The organism is Neobacillus sp. GCM10023253, from assembly GCF_042653105.1.
Lineage (GTDB): Bacteria > Bacillota > Bacilli > Bacillales > Cytobacillaceae > Neobacillus > Neobacillus citreus.
Map to the genome: position 1 here is coordinate 74,704 of NZ_JBHSHV010000019.1, position 19,188 is coordinate 93,891.

Annotated in this window: 17 protein-coding genes; 14 read left to right on the top strand and 3 right to left on the bottom strand. The window is 39.3% G+C overall.

Annotated features, from left to right (window positions below):
* The first annotated feature begins 39 nt into the window (after positions 1-39).
* The 5 genes from ACFPA1_RS21640 to ACFPA1_RS21660 all read left to right on the top strand — a co-directional run bounded on the left by ACFPA1_RS21640 (position 40) and on the right by ACFPA1_RS21660 (position 5,047).
* Entirely contained in the window at positions 40-1,509 is a 1,470-nt protein-coding gene (locus tag ACFPA1_RS21640; protein ID WP_213141155.1) for a tagaturonate reductase, read from the top strand.
* Between the two features lie 14 nt (positions 1,510-1,523).
* A complete protein-coding gene (locus ACFPA1_RS21645) occupies positions 1,524-3,011 on the top strand; it encodes a UxaA family hydrolase (RefSeq protein WP_378585455.1) in 1,488 nt (495 codons plus the stop codon).
* Between the two features lie 64 nt (positions 3,012-3,075).
* The gene (locus ACFPA1_RS21650; RefSeq protein ID WP_378585457.1) at positions 3,076-3,729 is read left to right on the top strand and encodes a bifunctional 4-hydroxy-2-oxoglutarate aldolase/2-dehydro-3-deoxy-phosphogluconate aldolase; all 654 of its coding nucleotides are present in this window, start codon (positions 3,076-3,078) and stop codon (positions 3,727-3,729) included.
* Positions 3,716-4,699: a sugar kinase gene (locus ACFPA1_RS21655; protein ID WP_378585460.1), complete on the top strand. Its 984-nt coding sequence runs from the start codon at positions 3,716-3,718 to the stop codon at positions 4,697-4,699. Before ACFPA1_RS21650 ends, ACFPA1_RS21655 begins: the two co-directional genes overlap by 14 nt.
* Before the next feature lie 24 nt (positions 4,700-4,723).
* The gene (locus ACFPA1_RS21660) at positions 4,724-5,047 is read left to right on the top strand and encodes a cupin domain-containing protein (RefSeq protein WP_378585462.1); all 324 of its coding nucleotides are present in this window, start codon (positions 4,724-4,726) and stop codon (positions 5,045-5,047) included.
* Positions 5,048-5,272: 225 nt separating this feature from the next.
* On the opposite strand, the gene ACFPA1_RS21665 is transcribed toward ACFPA1_RS21660, so the two are convergent.
* On the bottom strand, positions 5,273-5,938 hold the full coding sequence (locus tag ACFPA1_RS21665) for an FMN-dependent NADH-azoreductase (RefSeq protein WP_378585465.1): 666 nt from the start codon (positions 5,936-5,938) through the stop codon (positions 5,273-5,275).
* A gap of 324 nt (positions 5,939-6,262) precedes the next feature.
* Between ACFPA1_RS21665 and ACFPA1_RS21670 the strand changes: the two genes are divergently transcribed.
* Positions 6,263-7,672, top strand: a complete 1,410-nt coding sequence (locus tag ACFPA1_RS21670; RefSeq protein ID WP_378585467.1) for an MFS transporter — start codon at positions 6,263-6,265, stop codon at positions 7,670-7,672.
* Between the two features lie 78 nt (positions 7,673-7,750).
* Here ACFPA1_RS21670 and ACFPA1_RS21675 read toward each other — a convergent pair whose 3' ends face one another.
* Entirely contained in the window at positions 7,751-8,935 is a 1,185-nt protein-coding gene (locus tag ACFPA1_RS21675; protein WP_378585470.1) for an ROK family transcriptional regulator, read from the bottom strand.
* A 235-nt stretch (positions 8,936-9,170) separates the two neighbouring features.
* On the opposite strand from ACFPA1_RS21675, the gene uxaC reads away from it, so the two are divergent.
* From uxaC to ACFPA1_RS21710, 7 genes are all read left to right on the top strand, one after another.
* Complete coding sequence (gene uxaC / locus ACFPA1_RS21680; protein WP_378585473.1) at positions 9,171-10,574, top strand: glucuronate isomerase; 1,404 nt, start codon at positions 9,171-9,173, stop codon at positions 10,572-10,574.
* A 103-nt stretch (positions 10,575-10,677) separates the two neighbouring features.
* On the top strand, positions 10,678-12,090 hold the full coding sequence (gene gndA, locus ACFPA1_RS21685; protein WP_213141148.1) for an NADP-dependent phosphogluconate dehydrogenase: 1,413 nt from the start codon (positions 10,678-10,680) through the stop codon (positions 12,088-12,090).
* A gap of 207 nt (positions 12,091-12,297) precedes the next feature.
* Positions 12,298-13,215, top strand: coding sequence for an AraC family transcriptional regulator (locus tag ACFPA1_RS21690; protein WP_378585476.1), 918 nt, complete (start codon positions 12,298-12,300; stop codon positions 13,213-13,215).
* 16 nt (positions 13,216-13,231) lie between these two features.
* Positions 13,232-14,119, top strand: coding sequence for a sugar phosphate isomerase/epimerase family protein (locus tag ACFPA1_RS21695; RefSeq protein ID WP_378585479.1), 888 nt, complete (start codon positions 13,232-13,234; stop codon positions 14,117-14,119).
* Between the two features lie 2 nt (positions 14,120-14,121).
* The gene (locus ACFPA1_RS21700; RefSeq protein WP_378585482.1) at positions 14,122-15,282 is read left to right on the top strand and encodes a Gfo/Idh/MocA family protein; all 1,161 of its coding nucleotides are present in this window, start codon (positions 14,122-14,124) and stop codon (positions 15,280-15,282) included.
* 63 nt (positions 15,283-15,345) lie between these two features.
* On the top strand, positions 15,346-16,350 hold the full coding sequence (locus tag ACFPA1_RS21705; RefSeq protein WP_378585484.1) for a Gfo/Idh/MocA family protein: 1,005 nt from the start codon (positions 15,346-15,348) through the stop codon (positions 16,348-16,350).
* Between the two features lie 3 nt (positions 16,351-16,353).
* Entirely contained in the window at positions 16,354-17,214 is an 861-nt protein-coding gene (locus ACFPA1_RS21710; protein ID WP_378585486.1) for a sugar phosphate isomerase/epimerase family protein, read from the top strand.
* An 81-nt stretch (positions 17,215-17,295) separates the two neighbouring features.
* Here the strand turns inward: ACFPA1_RS21710 and ACFPA1_RS21715 are convergent, their stop codons facing one another.
* Complete coding sequence (locus ACFPA1_RS21715) at positions 17,296-17,931, bottom strand: YesL family protein (protein ID WP_378585488.1); 636 nt, start codon at positions 17,929-17,931, stop codon at positions 17,296-17,298.
* A 274-nt stretch (positions 17,932-18,205) separates the two neighbouring features.
* On the opposite strand from ACFPA1_RS21715, the gene ACFPA1_RS21720 reads away from it, so the two are divergent.
* Entirely contained in the window at positions 18,206-19,174 is a 969-nt protein-coding gene (locus tag ACFPA1_RS21720) for a carbohydrate ABC transporter permease (RefSeq protein WP_378585491.1), read from the top strand.
* Positions 19,175-19,188: the final 14 nt, after the last annotated feature.

Below are 19,188 nucleotides of genomic sequence, written 5' to 3' on the forward strand. Positions count from 1 at the left end.
TGCAAAAATGTTCACGTGTGCATAAAAGGAGAGATAACCATGCAGAAACTTAATCGAAAGACCGTCCAAGGCATTGAATCCTATCCGGAAAAGGTCCTGCAATTTGGCGAAGGAAATTTTTTACGGGCTTTTGTTGATTGGCAAATCGACGTTATGAATAAAGCTAACCTTTTTAACGGCAGTATCGTGGTTGTTCAGCCACGCGGGTATGAAAAGGTAGAAAAATTAAACGCCCAGGATGGCTTATACACGCTTTATTTGCAAGGGATGAAGGATGGTAAGCCGGTGAAGGAGCATACCCTAATCCAATCCATCAATAGAGGCTTAAACCTTTATACGGAATATGAAAAATATCTTGAACTCGCGCAAAATCCAGAGCTGCGCTTTGTTTTTTCCAATACAACAGAAGCTGGGATCGCCTATCAGGAAACGGATCGCTTGGAGGACCGCCCTCAAAAGAGTTTTCCTGGAAAGTTGACGGCTTTTCTCTACCATCGTTTCCAGGCTTTTAACGGGGATAACAGCAGAGGGTTAATCATCATTCCTTGTGAACTTATTGAAAAAAATGGCGAGAAACTAAAAGAAATGATTCTCCAATATGCCGCTGCTTGGAACCTTGGTGCGGAATTTGTTCAATGGATCAATGATGCCAATACATTTTGCAATAGCCTCGTTGACCGGATCGTTCCAGGCTTTCCTGTTGATACGATCACAGAAATGACGGAAGAGCTTGGCTACCAAGATGATTTTGTCGTGGCCAGTGAACAATTCTACAACTTCGTCATTGAAGGGCCTCAGTGGATAAAAGAAGAATTTCCAACCCATTTGGCCGGATTAGACACCATGTTTGTTGATGACCTAACACCGTATCGGACAAGAAAGGTGCGGATTTTAAACGGCGCTCATACGGCGATGACACCAGTTTCCTACCTTTACGGTTTAGAAACAGTTGCCGAAGCGGTCGAGCATCCGGTGATGGGCAGCTTTATTAAAGAGCTGATTTTTGACGAAATTATTCCGACATTAGATCTTCCGGCCGAAGAATTAGCTTCTTTTGCGAAGGATGTTTTGGATCGATTTAGAAACCCATATATCAAGCATTTTCTAATGAGTATTTCATTGAATTCCATCTCTAAATATACAACTAGAGACCTGCCATCTTTATTAGAATATATCAACCGTAAAGAGGAATTGCCTAAAAAACTAGTATTCTCACTAGCTGCATTGATCGCTTTTTATAAGGGAAAAAGAGGTGCGGAAGATATTAATCTTAGTGATGACCAAGACATTCTTGAGTTTTTCAAAACGCAATGGGACAGCTTTGATGGATCACGTGAAAGTCTAAAAGAAATTGTTCGTGCAGTTTTTGGATACGAGAAAAATTGGGGAATGGACTTAAATTCTGTTACGGGGCTAACAGATGCTGTTACCCATTATTTGTACGAAATCGAAACAAAGGGAATGAAGCAGGCTCTTGAGACAGTTTTAAAGGAGAAAACGGCAAGATAAGGGGGATTTAAGCAATGTTGGAATTTATCCAGATTAATGAAAATGATAATGTTGTTGTTGCATTGCAGGATTTACAAAAAGGCCAATCCATTTCGGTCAATGGGCGTGAGATTGAGCTTAAAGATGACCTGACACGTGGACATAAGATTGCTGTTAAGGACATTCAAGAAAATGAATTTATCGTGAAATATGGCTATCCAATCGGGCATGCCACAAAAGTAATGTCTGCCGGTGAGCATGTTCATACACAAAATACAAAAACCAATCTTGATGGAATAAAAGACTATCAATTTAGCCAGAAGCTAGCCGAAAATCCTTATAAAAATGAGAACCGGACCTTTAAAGGCTTCAGGCGGAAAAACGGTACCGTCGGAATCCGCAATGAATTGTGGATCGTTCCGACTGTTGGCTGCGTCAACGGTGTCGCAGAAACGATCATCAAGCGTTTCCAAAAGGAAGTGGGCGAAATCAGCCCGTTTGAAAATGTCCTGGTATTAAAGCACAATTATGGCTGCTCCCAGCTTGGCGACGACCATCACAACACAAGGACTATTTTGCAGGATGCAGCCCTTCATCCTAATGCTGGCGGCGTCCTCGTGTTAGCACTTGGCTGTGAAAATAATAACTTATATGAATTTAAGGAAAGCCTTGGCGAATTTGATGAAGGCCGTGTGAAATTCCTCGCTTCCCAAGAGGTTGGCAACGAGATTGAGGAAGGAGTTAAGCTTTTAAAGGAAATCTATGAAAATGCCAAAAGCGATAAGCGCGAAGAGGTCCCATTATCCGAACTAAAAATTGGATTGAAATGTGGGGGTTCAGATGGCCTATCAGGAATCACGGCCAATCCATTGCTTGGAAGACTGTCAGATTTCCTTGCTGCCCAGGGAGGAACCACAGTGTTAACTGAGGTGCCTGAAATGTTCGGGGCGGAAACGATTCTAATGGAACGGGCAGAAAATAAAGAGGTTTTTGAAAAAACGGTTGAATTAATCAATGACTTTAAACAATACTTTATCGCCAACAATCAGCCTGTGTATGAAAATCCATCACCAGGGAATAAAGCGGGCGGGATCACTACCCTTGAGGATAAATCGCTCGGTTGTACACAAAAAGCGGGCACTTCCACTGTGACGGATGTGTTAAAATATGGCGAAAGATTAAAGAAAAAAGGACTAAACCTGTTGAGCGCCCCAGGAAATGACCTTGTTGCCGCATCTGCGCTGGCTTCGGCCGGCTGTCAAATAGTTCTCTTTACAACAGGACGGGGAACACCGTTTGGCACTTATGTTCCAACCATGAAGATTTCGACCAATACCCCGCTATTTGAAGCGAAGCCTCATTGGATTGACTTTGATGCCGGTGTATTGCTCGAGAAGTCAGCCGATGTTGTTCTAAGGGAGTTTATTGACTATGTGATTAAAGTGGCGAGCGGTGAATTTGTAAACAATGAGAAAAATGACTTTAGAGAGATTGCTATTTTTAAAACGGGTGTAACATTATAAGCTTTGATAAAATAGAGTCAATATCCTTTTGCGGAAAAGAACTCAGTAATGGAGGCAGTTTTCAATGGAGCAAAACTTAGTTTCGTTATTAAAACAAGAAAAAATTGTGGCAATTATTCGCGGCATTCCAAACGGCAGCGGCGAAGACACAGCCAAAGCCCTGGCAGCAGGCGGAGTTTCATTTTTAGAAGTGACATTAAACACTGATGGCGCCCTTAATATGATTCATGATCTGAAAGGGAAATTTGGCAGTCAATTACGAATTGGTGCGGGAACCGTTTTGGACCTTGAGATGGCAAAGGAAGCGGTTCAGGCAGGTGCAGAATATATTGTGTCGCCAAACCTGGATGAAGAGGTATTGGCATACGGACTTGAACAAGGTGTGGAAGTTTGGCCTGGAACGTTGACTCCTACTGAGATTGTCCGGGCGTATCGCCTCGGGGCAAGCGCTGTTAAGGTTTTCCCAGTCGGCTCAATGGGTGTGAAATATATTAAAGATATCAGAGGACCGCTTAACCATATTCCCATGATGGTAACAGGCGGAGTGAATCTGGACAATATCAAAGAGGTTTTGGGCTACGGAGCCATTGCTGTTGGCCTCGGTGGAAATCTAGTAAACAATGAGTTAATTAAAAAAGGTGATTTTGAGCAAATTACACAATTAGCTGCAGCGTATACTAGACTAGCTAAAGAGGTGCAGGTACATGCAGCCAAATAACCGTACGGATGTACTGACAATTGGGGAAAGCATGGTTCTTTTTCAAACAATCGGTGAAAAAGGGATTAAGTATGAGCCGCTTTTTACAAAGTCCCTTGCAGGTGCCGAATCAAATGTTGCCATCACCCTGACGCGTTTAGGCAAGAAGGTTAGATGGGTCAGTAAACTAGGGAAAGATCCGTTTGGTGACTTTATTTTGTCAACACTTGGCGGAGAGGGAGTAGATGTATCCTATGCCCTCCGTGATGCGGAAAAACCTACGGCGGTTTATTTTAAAGAAAGTAAAAGCTATGGGGATCCAACCGTTTATTATTATCGGAAAAACTCAGCCGCTAGCAATCTTCAGCCAGAAGATGTGCAAAAAGAGTGGTTTGATGGTGTCAATCATTTGCATGTAACAGGAATAACGCCGGCCTTAAGTGAAAATGCTGCCGAAGCTATCCGAAAAGCAATGGAAATGGCCAAGGATATGGGACTGACCATTTCTTTTGACCCGAATTTACGGAGAAAGCTCTGGAGTGAGGAGAAGGCGCGGAGTGTTTTACTTTCGCTTATCCCGTTATGTGATGTGTTTCTGCCAGGCGTGGAGGAAGCAGAGTTCCTTTTAGGTCAACAATCCATTGAAGAATATGGCGAGAGTTTCCTGCAAATGGGGCCGAAAGTAGTTGTCTTGAAGCTTGGTGCCGAAGGTTCGATTGGCTTTATCAACGGCGATTCTGTTAAAGCAGCCCCACATGTAGTCACACAGGTCATTGATACGGTCGGGGCTGGTGATGCGTTTGCAGCAGGGTTCCTCTCTGTGTATTTAGATAATGAGGCTGCTTTGACTCCGTCAGCCCTAGAAATGGCTTTAACCAGGGCCAATATTTTAGGAGCGTTGGCAACTCAATTTAAAGGTGATTGGGAAGGGAATCCATCTCTTGAGGAGATCAATTCCATTATCGCAGGCAGGGTAGAAGCTACAAGATAAAGATGTAATGTTGAGGTGATTGACTTGTTTTACTTTGGAAATAAGGAAAATTCTGTGGAAGCAGGAGAAGGTGCCAAAAGGAAGCTTTTGGGAAGGGGCGGAAGCCTGATGATGACAGAAGTAAGCTTCCAAAAGGATGCCATTGGTGCGATCCACTCCCACCCGCACGAACAGGTAAGTTATATTGTTCAAGGAAGTTTTGAGTTCAATTTGGATGGAAACGTCCAGCAAGTGGTGAAAGGGGACAGCATCTACATCCCTTCAAATACTATGCATGGTGTTAAAGCGCTTGAAGATGACTCGATTATATTGGATGTTTTTACACCACAGCGTGAAGATTTTCTATGATTTAAATCAATAAGACCGGGCTTCTGCCAGGTCTTATTTTGTTACAAAACGGAAATCTCCGCTACTATGTTCTTTTGGTCAGGAGTGGTTCGTTCCTATAATCCGATTATACTATAAGAAGGGAAATTTTTACAAAAAATAAAGAAATAAGCCTGTTGAGCTTCGACATTTTCCGGGAAATTTTTATACAAAAATAGCTTCCCAATAGAAGGGAAGCTATTCATATTATTGGAGGACAGGCTGAGAAATGCCCGTAATTTCCTTCGCGGCTAAACGTGCTTTTTCTTTGGCAGCGGCAACAATTTCCGGTACCTTTTGCGGATAAAGGTCCAAACCCTCAGCAATGACACTATTCATGACGTCAATTCCTAGGAAGTTAAGGGCAATTTTTAAATAACGGTCTCCAGACTCTAATTCCTGGATAGGGGAACCTGTATATTGGCCGCCGCGGGTTTGAATATGAATCGCCTTTTTCCCTGATAATAGTCCTTTTGGTCCGTTAGGAGTATGGGTGAAGGTTTTTCCTGCAATAAACAGATTATCGAGGAATGCTTTCAAGACCGCAGGTGAATTTAAATTCCATAATGGTGAAACAAAGACATAGTAGTCAAATACAATAAATTCATCTGCAAGAGCGTGCATTTTAAGGATTTTTTCCCTTTCGCTTTCTGAAAGCTGGTCTAATGTATAGCCGTATCCTGCTAATTTTCCGCGTGCAAATACTAAATCGGCATCCATTTGGACAAAATCTAATTGGAACAAATCCATTCTCTTAATTTCTACATCCGGCCTTTCATTTATAAAGGATTCGAGAAAAGCCTCCCCAATTTGCAACCCTTTTGATTTTTCAAGACCCTTTGGATTTGCGGTAATATAAAGTAATTTCTCCATCAACACACAACCCATCTGTTTAAATGATTTCATTACTTCTATTATAAGAAATTTACTTTGCTCAATTTTGAACAATAGGTGAAGTTCTTGAACATTAGGTGACCATTATAGTTTTCAACATATGAATTGGTAAATTTTTTTATATTAGCGCTTACAAAAAGTTATTGACGAAAAAAGTCGACGGTGGTATTCTACAAATACAGAAATTAATTTGTTAGTTCATTAAACAAATTAATGGAAGTATAAACCAATCTCGAGATGAACAAATTATTTTTAAACATTTATGAAAAGGATTACAAATAAAAGACTATGGAGGGAAGAAACATGGCTCAGAGTGCCAAAGTACAAGCACCAGATTTTAATGTAGAAAAAGCAGCAGTTCGTCCGTTTGGAATGAAAGATAAATTAGGTTATTTGTTTGGTGATTTTGGAAACGATTTCTTCTTTATTTTAGTAGCATCATTCTTAATGGTTTATTACACAGATGTTTATGGTCTAAATCCTGCTTTTGTAGGAACCCTTTTCTTAGTTGCCCGCCTATGGGATGCCGTAGCCGATGTTTCTTGGGGACGTTTTATTGATACAAGAAAATCTGGAAAAAATGGCAAGTTCAGACCATGGATTTTTAGAATGTCATTTCCGCTTGTCGTCACTGGGGTGTTAATGTTTGTACACATTCCGGGAATGTCTACAGGATTTTATGAAGCATATGCATTTGTAACGTATATATTATGGGGAACATTATATAGCACCGTTAATATTCCGTATGGATCAATGGCTTCTGTAATTACAGGTGATCCAGTTGAACGTACTTCACTATCAAGTTGGAGAACATTAGGAGGAAACCTAGCTGGTTTAATCATTAACGTAGTTGGTCCAATGATTCTGTTTGTCAATAATAAAGCTGATGCCAATCACTTTTTATTAGGGGCCATCATTTTTGGAGTACTTGCCATTGCTTGTTATATGGCTTGCTACAAAATGTCAGTAGAACGTATTACAATCACTGATTCAAAAAAGGAAAAAGTGAATTTAGGTCAAACATTAAAGGGCCTTGCAAAAAACAAACCTTTACTGTGGATTTTGATTGCATCATTGGCTTTCATGGTGACATTTATGTTAATCGGTGCAGTAAACGTTTACTTGTTTAAAGATTATTTTGGCAATGCCAAAGCTTTAAGTATGGTTGGTCTTATTCAATCTGTAGCAGTATTTGTGGGAATGCCATTGGTTAAGCCATTAGTAGCTAAATTCGGGAAAAAAGAAGTTGCTGCTGCAGGGTTGTTACTCGCAGCTGTTGTATATGGCGTTTTATATCTGCTTCCAAACCTTAATGCAAACCAATTTATTGGGATTTTAGCGATTGCCATGTTTGGCTACGGATTATTTAACTTAGTCGTTTGGGCATTTGTAACTGACGTTATCGATTATCATGAATACCTGACTGGTTTACGTGAAGATGGAACTGTTTATTCAATCTATTCCTTTGCCCGTAAAGTAGGACAAGCGATTGCTGGTGGTGTGGGTGGTTTTGCGATTGCATCAGTTGGTTATAATGCAACTCTTAAGGCGCAAACACAGGAAACATTGAATGGAATTCATACACTCGCCACATTGGTTCCGGCAGTTACTCTACTTGTAATTTTCTTAATTCTTGTATTCCTATATCCATTAAATAAGAAAAAAACACAACAGCTTGCTATTGATTTGGCTGAAAAGAGAAAAGCTTCTTAATATGAATGATAGAAGATAGTTAAGGGAACTTAGCTATCTTCTTTTTTTTGCAAAAAAACCCCCTTTTTAAAGGGGGGGTTAGGAAACGGTTTCATTCTCCTGCTGTTCAAATGGTAAATTCAGCATCGGAACACCAAGGAAATGTTTAATCGCAAGGGCACATGCACCTAATACGCAAGACTTTTTCCCAATTGAAGAAATGGATAACTCACGGTAATGACTAATAGACGAATGTAAATTTCTCTTAATTTTATCAAGAGCATCCGGATACATCCTTAGAAGTTCACTGTCGAGCACAAGGACATCAGGATTGTAAATATTAATCATATTATTTAAGCCGACGGAGAGATAGTAGAGTAACTGTTCCAGCTGCTCGTGTACTTCTTGGTCACCTTCATCAAGCCATTTTTGAATATCCTCATAGGATAGGTTTTTCATTTGTCTTTTTTCGGATAGATACTCGAATATACTTGATTCTGAGGCGTACTTCTCCCAGCATCCTTTATTGCCGCAGTTGCATGGCCTGCCTTCAGGGACAACAATCATATGGCCAATCTCACCAGCAAAGCCATCATGCCCGCGGAAGAAGTCATTTTTCATCATCATTCCCATTCCAATTCCAGAATAGAGAGTGGCACAAAGCAGGTTATCTGTTTCATGGTGGAAAAATACCCGTTCTGCAAAAGAGCTTAGGTTGGCATTGTTTTCAAGATAAACATCGATATCAATTTCATTTTCAAGATCGGTTTTTAAATGAATATCCTCCCATCCAAGTCGTGGTACAAAATGAACCACTTCGTCCTTCCCAACAAGGCCATGGATGGCAATGACAATTCCGACAATTCCGTAGTGGCTGTCAGTGTATTCCGCTTTATATTTTTTAATTTGCTCAACTAATATATGAAGAATCTCTGCATAGTCTGTTGTGTTTATTTTAATAATAGTAGATGTAACAGGATGACCCAGCAGGTCTGATAACGTAAAGGATATTTGACCATAATCAAGGTCGATTCCAAGGGCATAGCCTGCATGGCTGTTTAATGAAAGCATAATCGGCTTTCTTCCGACAGAAAAATGCTCAAGCTGTGTCTCAATAATCAGTCCTTCATCCAAAAGGTCAGCAACCTGGGCAGAAATGGTAGCTCTCGTCAGGTCAGTCACTTTGGATATATCTGCGCGGGAAATCATTCCTGCTTTTACAATTTCCTTAATGATTAAGGAACGATTTATTTTTTTTATATATGCCGCATCACCGGTAATCATTGAGTTCCTCCATTTTATACACTTTTATAAGTATTTCTATTATATCAAATTATTAAATGGCGGAAAAACATATTATTGATTTCCTTCATTGACGAATTAAGATAAACATGATAATTTATACTTGTAATTAATTAGTTTAATAAACAAATTAAACTAAACTATATGTATTTTTTGAATTTTTTTAGCGTAATTGAAAGGGTTTACAGCTAAAGCTTTACTATTGGGAGGGAATAGAATGAAAGCTTTTTTAGATAATCATTTCTTATTAAATACCGAAACAGCTAAGGGACTTTATGAAAATGCCGCGCAGGGATTGCCAATCTTTGACTTTCACTGCCATTTAAATCCCCAAGAGGTTTGGGAAAACAAACCATATCGAAGCATTACGGAAGTGTGGCTTGGCGGCGACCATTATAAATGGAGAGCCATGCGTATGCATGGTATTGGCGAAAGGTTCATTACAGGCGACGCTGATGACTGGGAGAAGTTTGCTGCCTGGGCGGAAACAGTGCCTCATTTAATTGGCAACCCGCTTTATCATTGGACACATATGGAATTAAAAATGTTTTTTGGAATCGAGAAGGTTCTTAATCCGGAAACCGCCCGTGAAATTTTTGACGAGTGCAATGAAAAACTCGAGAAGCCGGAATTCAGGCCAAGAGCCTTCATCGAACGATCTAATGTAAAATTTATCGGTACTACAGATGACCCAGTTTCAACTCTTGAATACCACCAATTGTTGAAGAAGGATGAAACGTTTAAGGCCATCATTGCGCCAACCTTCCGTCCTGACGGTGCCCTTTTCATTGAGCGGCCAACCTTTAAAACATGGCTTGAAACATTATCGGAAGTATCCGGGATTAAGGTGGACTCTTTAGATTCGTTTTTACAAGCATTAAAACAGCGGGTTGATTACTTCCATGAAAATGGCGGCCGAGCATCTGACCATGATATTCAAAAAATGGAATATGTACAAACGACTAAAGAAGAGATTTCACCAATTTTTGATAAGAAGTTCAATGGTGAAGAGCTTGATGAAGAAGAAATCACTCTATATAGAGCGTTCCTATTGACGGAGCTTGGAAAAATGTATGCGGAAAAACAATGGGTCATGCAGCTTCATATGGGAGCCATGCGCAGCAATAATACGAAAATGAAAAATCTGCTTGGTCCTGATACAGGTTTTGATTCTGTTGGCGAAACCAATTTTGCTGAAGGCATCTCCCGCTTTCTTGATGCTCTTGACGTACAGAATGCATTGCCAAGAACGGTATTGTTTAACTTAAACCAGAAGGATAATGTTGTTCTTGCTGGCATGATGGGTAATTTCTATGAAGAGGGTATTCCGGGTAAGGTTCAATTTGGTTCAGGCTGGTGGTTCCTCGATCATATCGATGGAATGGAAAAACAAATGAAGGATCTTGCAAATGTTGGGTTATTAAGCCACTTTATTGGTATGCTGACAGATTCCCGCAGTTTCCTATCTTACGCAAGGCATGATTATTTCCGTCGAATCCTCTGCAACATTCTGGGAGAATGGGTGGAAAGAGGCTTAGCGCCAAATAATCAGGAGTTTATGGAGCAAATGGTTAGAAATATTGGCTATCACAATGCAGAGAAGTATTTCTTACAGCGATAATTTAGAAATGCCTTTCTTGATGTTCTTTGCTTAAAACGCTATTATGGATGGTATATTAATGGTGCCCGCGAGCCCAAACCGATAAACGGAGGGAGATTGTCATATGTCAAAGCAACAAATTGGTGTAGTTGGATTAGCTGTAATGGGGAAAAATCTTGCTTTAAATATTGAAAGCAGAGGGTATTCCGTTGCAGTCTTTAACCGCTCTTACGAAAAAACAGAGGAATTTTTGAAAAATGAAGCAGAGGGTAAAAACTTTGTTGGTGCCCGCACTGTCGAGGAATTTGTTAACTCTTTAGAAAAGCCTCGCAAAATTTTATTAATGGTTAAAGCAGGTACTGCTACCGATGCCACAATCGACTCTTTAAAGCCATTTCTTGAGGAAGGCGATATTCTGATCGATGGCGGAAATACATTCTTCCAGGACACCATCAGAAGGAATAAGGAACTAGCGTCAGCAGGATACCATTTTATCGGAACTGGCGTATCCGGCGGGGAAGAAGGCGCATTAAAAGGACCTTCGATTATGCCTGGTGGTAAACAGGAAGCTTATGAGCTTGTCAAACCGATTTTAGAAGCCATCTCTGCAAAAGTCGAAGGTGACCCATGCTGTACGTATATCGGTCCGAATGGGGCAGGACACTATGTGAAAATGGTTCATAATGGCATCGAGTACGGCGATATGCAGCTAATTTGTGAAGCATACTTTATCCTTAAGAATGTCCTTGGTTTAAATGCAGAGGAGCTTCATCAAGTATTTGCCGAGTGGAATAAAGGCGAACTAGACAGTTATTTAATTGAAATTACCGCTGATATTTTTACAAAAGTGGATGAAGAAACTGGAAAGCCAATGGTTGATGTCATCATGGATACTGCCGGCCAAAAAGGTACTGGTAAATGGACAAGCCAAAATGCTTTAGATTTAGGTGTACCGCTGCCGCTTATTACTGAATCTGTATTTGCGCGCTTTATTTCAGCGATGAAAGAGGAACGTGTAAAGGCAAGCAAAGTATTGAATGGGCCTGAGGCAAAATCATTTGAGGGCAATAAAGAAGAGTTGATTGAAGCGGTTCGTAAGGCATTATACATGAGTAAAATTTGCTCTTACGCACAAGGCTTTGCACAAATGCGCTCAGCATCTGAAGAGTACGATTGGAATCTTCGCTATGGGGATATCGCAATGATTTTCCGCGGCGGCTGTATCATTCGTGCCCAATTCCTGCAAAAAATTAAAGATGCTTACGATCGCGACCCAGAATTGAAGAACCTGTTATTAGATCCATACTTTAAGGAAATTGTGGAAGGCTATCAGCAATCACTACGTCAAGTGCTATCCTTGGCAATTGAACGCGGTATTCCGGTGCCATCTTTTGCAAGTGCGATTGCTTACTATGACAGCTACCGTACCGAAACACTTCCTGCGAACCTATTGCAGGCACAGCGTGATTACTTTGGTGCCCACACGTACCAGCGTATTGACAAAGAAGGTACTTTCCATACAAACTGGATGGAATAAGCTTCCTTTTTTCACCTAAAAAGAGACAAAACCTCCAAACAAATGGATGGTTTTGTCTCTTTTTTTACTTAAACTAAAATACAAAAAGCAATATCAGTCAAATTTAATAAGAATGAAGGCAGTTTCAGAGAATGTTTTTCTCAAGCTTAAGGCGTAAAATATAAGTAAGCTTTGATAACGCTTACTACTAGGGAAGGCGTGAGAGCTGTGGAAGATTTAATTTCCCTGCCATATAAAAGAAAAGTATTAGATGAATGGATTTATGCATCTTATCGAATGCGCGGAGTGGAATCCTATACTTTTCAGTTTCACTCACATCACGAGTATGAGATTTATTTTTTCTGCGGTGGTGATTGTAAGTATTTAATTAATAATCGGATCTATGAGCTAGTACCCGGTGATATTATTCTTTTGGATGGCATGACCTTGCATAAAGCCAACCCCTGGGGTGAGAGCATCTATACGAGAAGTGTGCTTCATTTTTCTCCAACATGGCTGTCTGATTTGATTTCCACACTCGGAATACCGAATTTGTTAATGCCGTTTAAAAAATTGAACAACCCGCTTCTACGTACACGCTATGATGAAAATGGCCAATATGTGGACGGGCAGATGAAAAAAATATCGGGGCTTCTAACCGAAATCGATGAAGAGCTTCAGCGTATGGGTAAAAAGAGTGAACTATTAGAAGCTGAAGTGAAGCTTGAGCTGACTCAGTTGCTGCTTGCTATCTATAAAATGAGTAAGAAGGAGCTAGCGCAAGTAAACAGCAGGAAGACAGAAAAGGAAGTACATGTAGAGGAAATTGCTTCTTGGATAAGAGACCACTATACAGAGAAAATTAGTTTGGACCGTATTTCGTCCGAGCTTAGTTTAAGCAAATATTATGTATCGCATGTTTTTAAAGAAGTCACAGGTTTTACTGTGATGGAATATGTAATGGGCTGCAGGCTTAACCAAGTGAAGTTCTTGTTAGAAATGGAACCAGATCTATCCTTAGCTGAAGTATCTAGTGCATCGGGGTTTGAAAGTCTTGCACATTTTAGCCGCTTTTTTAAAGAAAAGGTGGGCATTACACCGTCACACTATCGAAAAAATAAACTACAACCAGCAACACAGCAATAAGGAGGAGTCGCTATAAATGAATCAAGATTTATTGATCTCAGGATTTTCAGATGAAATTTCATCAGATTTTGATACACAGCTTGAGGTTGTTTCAAATCTAGGCATGCGTTATTTATCTTTGCGGGGCATTGATGGGAAAAACATCGGTGACTTTACCGTTGCTGAGATTAAAGAAAATGTCCTTCCGCGTCTTGAAAAAGCGGGAATAGCTGTATCATCGATTGGATCTCCTATTGGCAAGGTCTTCATCAATGATGAAGAAGGCTTTGCAAAACAAAAAGAAATGCTTGAAACCCTATGCCAGATTAGCAATCTGTTGGACTGCAAATATATTCGTATTTTTAGTTTTTATATTCCAAAGGGTGACAACCCTGATATTTACCGCGATGATGTTATTCGCAAAATAAAGGAATATGCAGCGATTGCGAAGGAATACAATGTCATTTTATTGCATGAAAATGAAAAGGATATTTTCGGAGATATCGCACGACGCTGTCATGAGATATTAAAAGAGGTTAATTCTCCGTACTTTAAGGCGATATTTGATTTTGCCAACTTCGTCCAATGCGGTGAAGATACCCAGGAATGCTATGAATTATTAAAGGATGAAGTGGTTTATATTCACATCAAAGATGCGGTTACTACAGATAATCAAAATGTTGTCTGCGGTACAGGTGAAGGGAAAATTCCTGAACTCCTCTGCCAATTTATTAAAGCGGGCTACAAAGGCTTTTTAACACTAGAGCCTCATTTGGTTCTCTTTGATTCATTAAAGGATTTAGAGCTTGAAGATGCGGCCGAGATCATTAAGGACAACAAAGGGCTTGATGGTGCAGGCGGCTATAAACTTCAATATGAAGCACTTTTAGAAATTCTTAAAAAAATTGAAAGCGAGGAACGGTAAAAATGGAACAAGTAAAATTAGGGATTATTGGTTTAGGCGCAGAAGGTGGTATGTACGCTAAATTCATTTCAGAAGGCAAAGTTAAAAATATGGTAATTGGTGCAATTTGTGATAATGACCCGGCTAAAAAACAAGTAGCACAAGAAACTTATCCAGATGTGCCTTTTTATGATAATTATATCGATATGCTTGAAAGCGGTGACGTTAATGCAGTCGTTACAACTGTTCCGCATTACCTCCATCCTGAAATGGGAATTGAAGCACTAAAACGAAACATCCATGCATTAGTGGAAAAACCGGCTGGTGTATATACAAAACAAGTGAAAGAGCTAAACGACTTTGCAGCGACAAAGCCTGAAGTTAAGTTTGCAATCTTCTTTAACCAGCGTACAAACCCGCTTTATAAAAAAGTAAAAGAACTTATTGATAATGGTGAGATTGGAAGCATTCGCCGTACCAACTGGATTATCACTACTTGGTGGAGACCGCAGGGTTACTACGATCAAAGTGAATGGAGAGCAACATGGGGCGGAGAAGGCGGCGGTGTTCTTGTAAACCAAGCGCCGCACCAAATTGACTTGCTTCAGTGGATTTGCGGTATGCCTAAAAAGGTTTATTCAAAAGCAAACTTTGGCTATCAAAGAGATATTGTTGTTGAAGACGATGTAACTGCAGTTTTTGATTATGGAAATGGTGCTACTGGTGTATTTGTAACTTGTACGCATGATGTAGTGGGGACAGACCGCTTAGAAATCTTAGGCGATAAAGGAAAAATCGTGGTAGATGATAGTAAAAAAATCACTATCAAACGCCTGAATAAGCCTGAAAATGAAATGAGCGCAACCATGAGTATGCAAGATGTTATGAGTATTTTCATGGGCGGCGGTCAAGGTGATATTTTCACTGAGGAAGTCCTTGAATTTGAAAGCGTTTGGGGCGGTCAGCACATTGCTGTATTAGAAGACTTTGCTTCAGCGATCGTAGAAGGTACACCATTATTAGCACCAGGCAGCGACGGTATTAATGGTGTTAGACTTGCAAATGCGATGCATCTGTCAAGCTGGTTAGGCAAGGAAGTGGAAGTACCATTTGATGAAGATTTATTCCTAGAAGAATTAAATAAACGGATTGCAGAAGAAGGTAAATATCCGGTTAGAAAGTAATCACCTTAAACGAACTCAATGCTAATGCAGCTTTGAGTTCGTTTCAAAAAAGGGGAGAAGCATATGCTTAAAACGGCGGTAATAGGACTTGGAGATATTTCTAAAATTCATATACCAGCTATACAAGCAAATCCAAACACTGAGCTAGTGGCAGTTTGTGACATAAATGAATCCTTAAAAGATACCGTACCTGGCGTAAACTTTTATACAGATTATCACGAGATGCTAGAAAAGGAAGCGCTTGATTGTGTCCATAACTGTCTGCCTCACTATCTGCACTACCCTGTAACAAAAGCTTGTGTAGAAAAAGGTGTTCATGTTTTTCAAGAGAAGCCGTTGGGCTTGAACGCGGAAGAGGGACAGGCACTGGTAAGACTTGAGAACGAACATAGTGATATTAAAATTGGTGTGTGTTTACAAAACCGATACAATGAAACGTTTGAGACACTTCTAGAGATCGTTAAGAGCGGTGAATACGGCAAGGTTACAGGAGTAAAAGGTCTGGTAGCTTGGTTTAGACCGAAGGCTTATTATGATGCCAAACCATGGCGCGGCAAAATGGAATTGGCCGGCGGCGGTGTGATGATTAACCAAGCATTGCATACCATCGATTTAATGCAGCTTATTGGCGGTGAAATCGACTCTATTAAAGGATCTGTAAATCAATTATTGGACTATGGAATTGAAGTGGAAGATACGGCATCGGCCCATATCCATTTTAAACATGGAGCGAAGGGCTTATTCTTTGCTACTAATGCAAATGCAGAAAATTCAAGCGTTGAGCTTGAGGTATTGTTAGAAAAAGGAAAATTCAACATCAAAGACAGCATCTTGGTGAGAGTAACAGAAGAAAGTAAAAAAGAAGTATTGGTGGAAGATGCGAAACTGCCAGGTGCAAAATTCTATTACGGGGCAAGCCATTTCAAAACCATTAACCAATTCTATCAATGTATTCTCCAAAATTCTCATGATTATGTTCATGCGAAGGATGCATTCGTTTCTATTTCAATGATTGATGCTATACGTAAATCTTCAGAGATAAAACAAGCAGTTAAAATGGAGGGATAATCAATGAAAAAGGGTAAAATCGGCGTTCAAATGATGATGCTAAAAGGCAAAGTGGAAGAGCTAGGTGCCTATGAAACAATGAGAAAAGTAAGTGAGCTTGGCTATCACGCAGTTGAAGTTTCTCAAATTCCTATGACTCCAGAGAACGTAGCGGAGATAAAAAGGGCAAGTCAAGATTTTGATATTAAGATTGCGGCTCTTTCTGCTGCGGTAGAGCCAATGCTTCCTGGAATGCCTGGTGAGACATTGACAAGTGACTTTGAAAAAATCGTAAACGACTGCAAGACCCTGGATTGTAACTTCTTACGTATAGGTATGCTGCCATTAACAGCTATCGGTCATAAAGATAAAATCATGGAGTTTATTGGGAAGGCTGAAGAAATGGCTAACAGATTGGCTGAACACGGAATTGAATTGTATTACCACACACACCACATAGAATTCCAAAAATATGATGGTCAGTATTTGTTGGATATTATTAAGAATAACACCACTAAGCTTGGGTTTGAATTAGATGTTCACTGGATTCAAAGAGCGGGCGTAAATCCTGTAGAATTTGTTAAAGAATATACAGGCCGTATCTCACTCCTGCACTTGAAGGATTATCGTATTGGACAAATTGATACAAGTGAAATTGACTTCAAGGATATGGGTAAATTCTTTGACCTATTCACGAATACGATTGAATTTGCAGAACTTGGCGAAGGAAACCTTGATATTAAAGGTATTATGGAAGCAGGCCTTGAAAGCGGGGCACAGTATTTCTTGGTAGAACAAGATGATACCTATGGCCGTGACCCATTTGATTGCTTGGAGATTTCAGCTAATCACTTAAGAAAACTAGGTTATTCTGATTGGTTTTAAAAATATTAGAAAATAAAACAAGAGGCTGTTATAAGTGGCAGCCTCTTTTTGTGTGCGTAAAGTGAAATATAAAAATTAGATTTATGTTTCATTACTCATTTCTTCTTGTTTTCTTGTTATTCTTTTAAAGGCTAGACTTGCTGAAGAGAGAATCACAAGACCTAATAGGCTTACACTGAAAAAGAACCCTAATCCCGATATAGTGGCAACTGCAAAGTATATGGCAGCAGTTCCAAAAATCATAAAAAGACTTGGAATCGGACTGTAGATTGTAATAAGAAGTGCATTTTTAATATGTGTTCTTAATGGTTGATCAAATTCAACATAAGAAGCCAATGTGTAACAAATGAGGAGAAAATAAATACAACTCATGATAATACTGGAATATAAAAGAAAAGCAGCTGTTTCATTAGATGCAGATTGTAAAAAGGTGATATTTACATACAAGATAGAGCCGAACGCAACGAATATTAACCCTAATTTATTACTGTTATGGAACTCCTTTTTATAATATTGCCAAAAAGTTTGGAATACTGGTGGATGATTTTTTAAAAGATACTGTCTTAATGTAGCTAACATCGCTATAGTAGCTGGAAAAAAACCAAATATCACGAATCCGCTTAAAGTAAAGAGGATCCATAATAAATTTAAATAAGCTAGTCTTGCTATCCAATTACAAACCACATAAATACCATTTGAAAATGAACCTAATTGCATGCTGCTCCCTCCTTTTCTATAAATATATCATGCACAGAAAGACTAGTTTTCCTTTTTCGATAGGAAGTAAAAATTTTCCCTGAAAAGTAAAAATAAAGCATGAACTAAATAGAGTATCTAGAGATTTTACATCTGAAATTGGAGAGGTGATAAAACTAGTAAAAATTTTCTCAATAATGTAAAAATTCCACATTGTTGAAAGCGTTATCAAAAACTATACTTAACCTACAATAAAGATAACTAAATCTTCTACAAAGAAAAAGAGGTGAAAATCGTGGGCAGCGAAGTAAAGGCCGAAACAAAAGTTGCACCAATAACTAAAAATAAGGTAAACAAGCTGGCAAAAAGAAGAAAAAGTGCCGCTTTTAGCGGGTGGAAGGAGAATTTATCAGGTTACGTATTTATTGCACCGATGTTTATTGGGACCTCCATCTTGGTAGTATTTCCAATTCTCGCATCTTTTGTGTTAAGTTTTACCGATTGGAATTTTGTATCAGGTTATGAAAATGCTAAATTTGTAGGATTTGAAAACTTCTCGAAATTACTCTCCAATCCACTATTTATTAAAGGCTTAATCAATAATATTATCTTAATTTTAGCGGTGCCGATTACATTAATTTTATCTCTTGGTTTAGCTGTGATTATTAACAAACATGTTTATTTGAAAGATCTGTTCAAGGTGATCTATTTTATGCCGTTTATTTCGAGCGTTGTAGCCGTTGCAGTGGTATTTCAGGTGCTATTTCATCCAACGAAAGGCCCTATTAATCAATTACTGATGTCGCTTGGGATTGAGAATCCACCTGGTTGGATCGCAGACGTTACCTTTGCCTTGCCCTCTGTTATGTTAATTATGATTTGGACAGGAATTGGGTTTAATTTAATCATTTACTTGGCCGGTTTGCAGAACATACCGAAAGAACTATACGAAGCAGCACAAATGGATGGGGCTAGTGCTTGGGCTCAATTTACTAAGATTACAATCCCATTAGTGTCACCTACTACATTCTTATTGTTTGTAACAGGTGTAATTTCTAGTTTTAAAGTATTTGACCTAATCATCGTTTTAACAAATGGCGGACCAGCAAATTCGACCATAACACCAGTTGTTTATTTGTATCAGCAAGCATTTATTGAATTAAAAACAGGCTATGCTTCCGCAATTTCTTTAGTCATGTTCTTGATTATTTTGATCATTACTTATATTCAATTTCTTGGTCAGAAAAAATGGGTGAATTATTAAACTGAAAGGAGCAG

Bases quoted from the DNA above. Each gene is read 5' to 3' on its own strand.
- ACFPA1_RS21640 (WP_213141155.1), top strand. From the start codon at position 40: ATGCAGAAACTTAATCGAAAGACCGTCCAAGGCATTGAATCCTATCCG.
- ACFPA1_RS21645 (WP_378585455.1), top strand. From the start codon at position 1,524: ATGTTGGAATTTATCCAGATTAATGAAAATGATAATGTTGTTGTTGCA.
- ACFPA1_RS21650 (WP_378585457.1), top strand. From the start codon at position 3,076: ATGGAGCAAAACTTAGTTTCGTTATTAAAACAAGAAAAAATTGTGGCA.
- ACFPA1_RS21655 (WP_378585460.1), top strand. From the start codon at position 3,716: ATGCAGCCAAATAACCGTACGGATGTACTGACAATTGGGGAAAGCATG.
- ACFPA1_RS21665 (WP_378585465.1), bottom strand. From the start codon at position 5,938: ATGGAGAAATTACTTTATATTACCGCAAATCCAAAGGGTCTTGAAAAA.
- ACFPA1_RS21670 (WP_378585467.1), top strand. From the start codon at position 6,263: ATGGCTCAGAGTGCCAAAGTACAAGCACCAGATTTTAATGTAGAAAAA.
- ACFPA1_RS21675 (WP_378585470.1), bottom strand. From the start codon at position 8,935: ATGATTACCGGTGATGCGGCATATATAAAAAAAATAAATCGTTCCTTA.
- uxaC (WP_378585473.1), top strand. From the start codon at position 9,171: ATGAAAGCTTTTTTAGATAATCATTTCTTATTAAATACCGAAACAGCT.
- gndA (WP_213141148.1), top strand. From the start codon at position 10,678: ATGTCAAAGCAACAAATTGGTGTAGTTGGATTAGCTGTAATGGGGAAA.
- ACFPA1_RS21695 (WP_378585479.1), top strand. From the start codon at position 13,232: ATGAATCAAGATTTATTGATCTCAGGATTTTCAGATGAAATTTCATCA.
- ACFPA1_RS21700 (WP_378585482.1), top strand. From the start codon at position 14,122: ATGGAACAAGTAAAATTAGGGATTATTGGTTTAGGCGCAGAAGGTGGT.
- ACFPA1_RS21705 (WP_378585484.1), top strand. From the start codon at position 15,346: ATGCTTAAAACGGCGGTAATAGGACTTGGAGATATTTCTAAAATTCAT.
- ACFPA1_RS21710 (WP_378585486.1), top strand. From the start codon at position 16,354: ATGAAAAAGGGTAAAATCGGCGTTCAAATGATGATGCTAAAAGGCAAA.
- ACFPA1_RS21715 (WP_378585488.1), bottom strand. From the start codon at position 17,931: ATGCAATTAGGTTCATTTTCAAATGGTATTTATGTGGTTTGTAATTGG.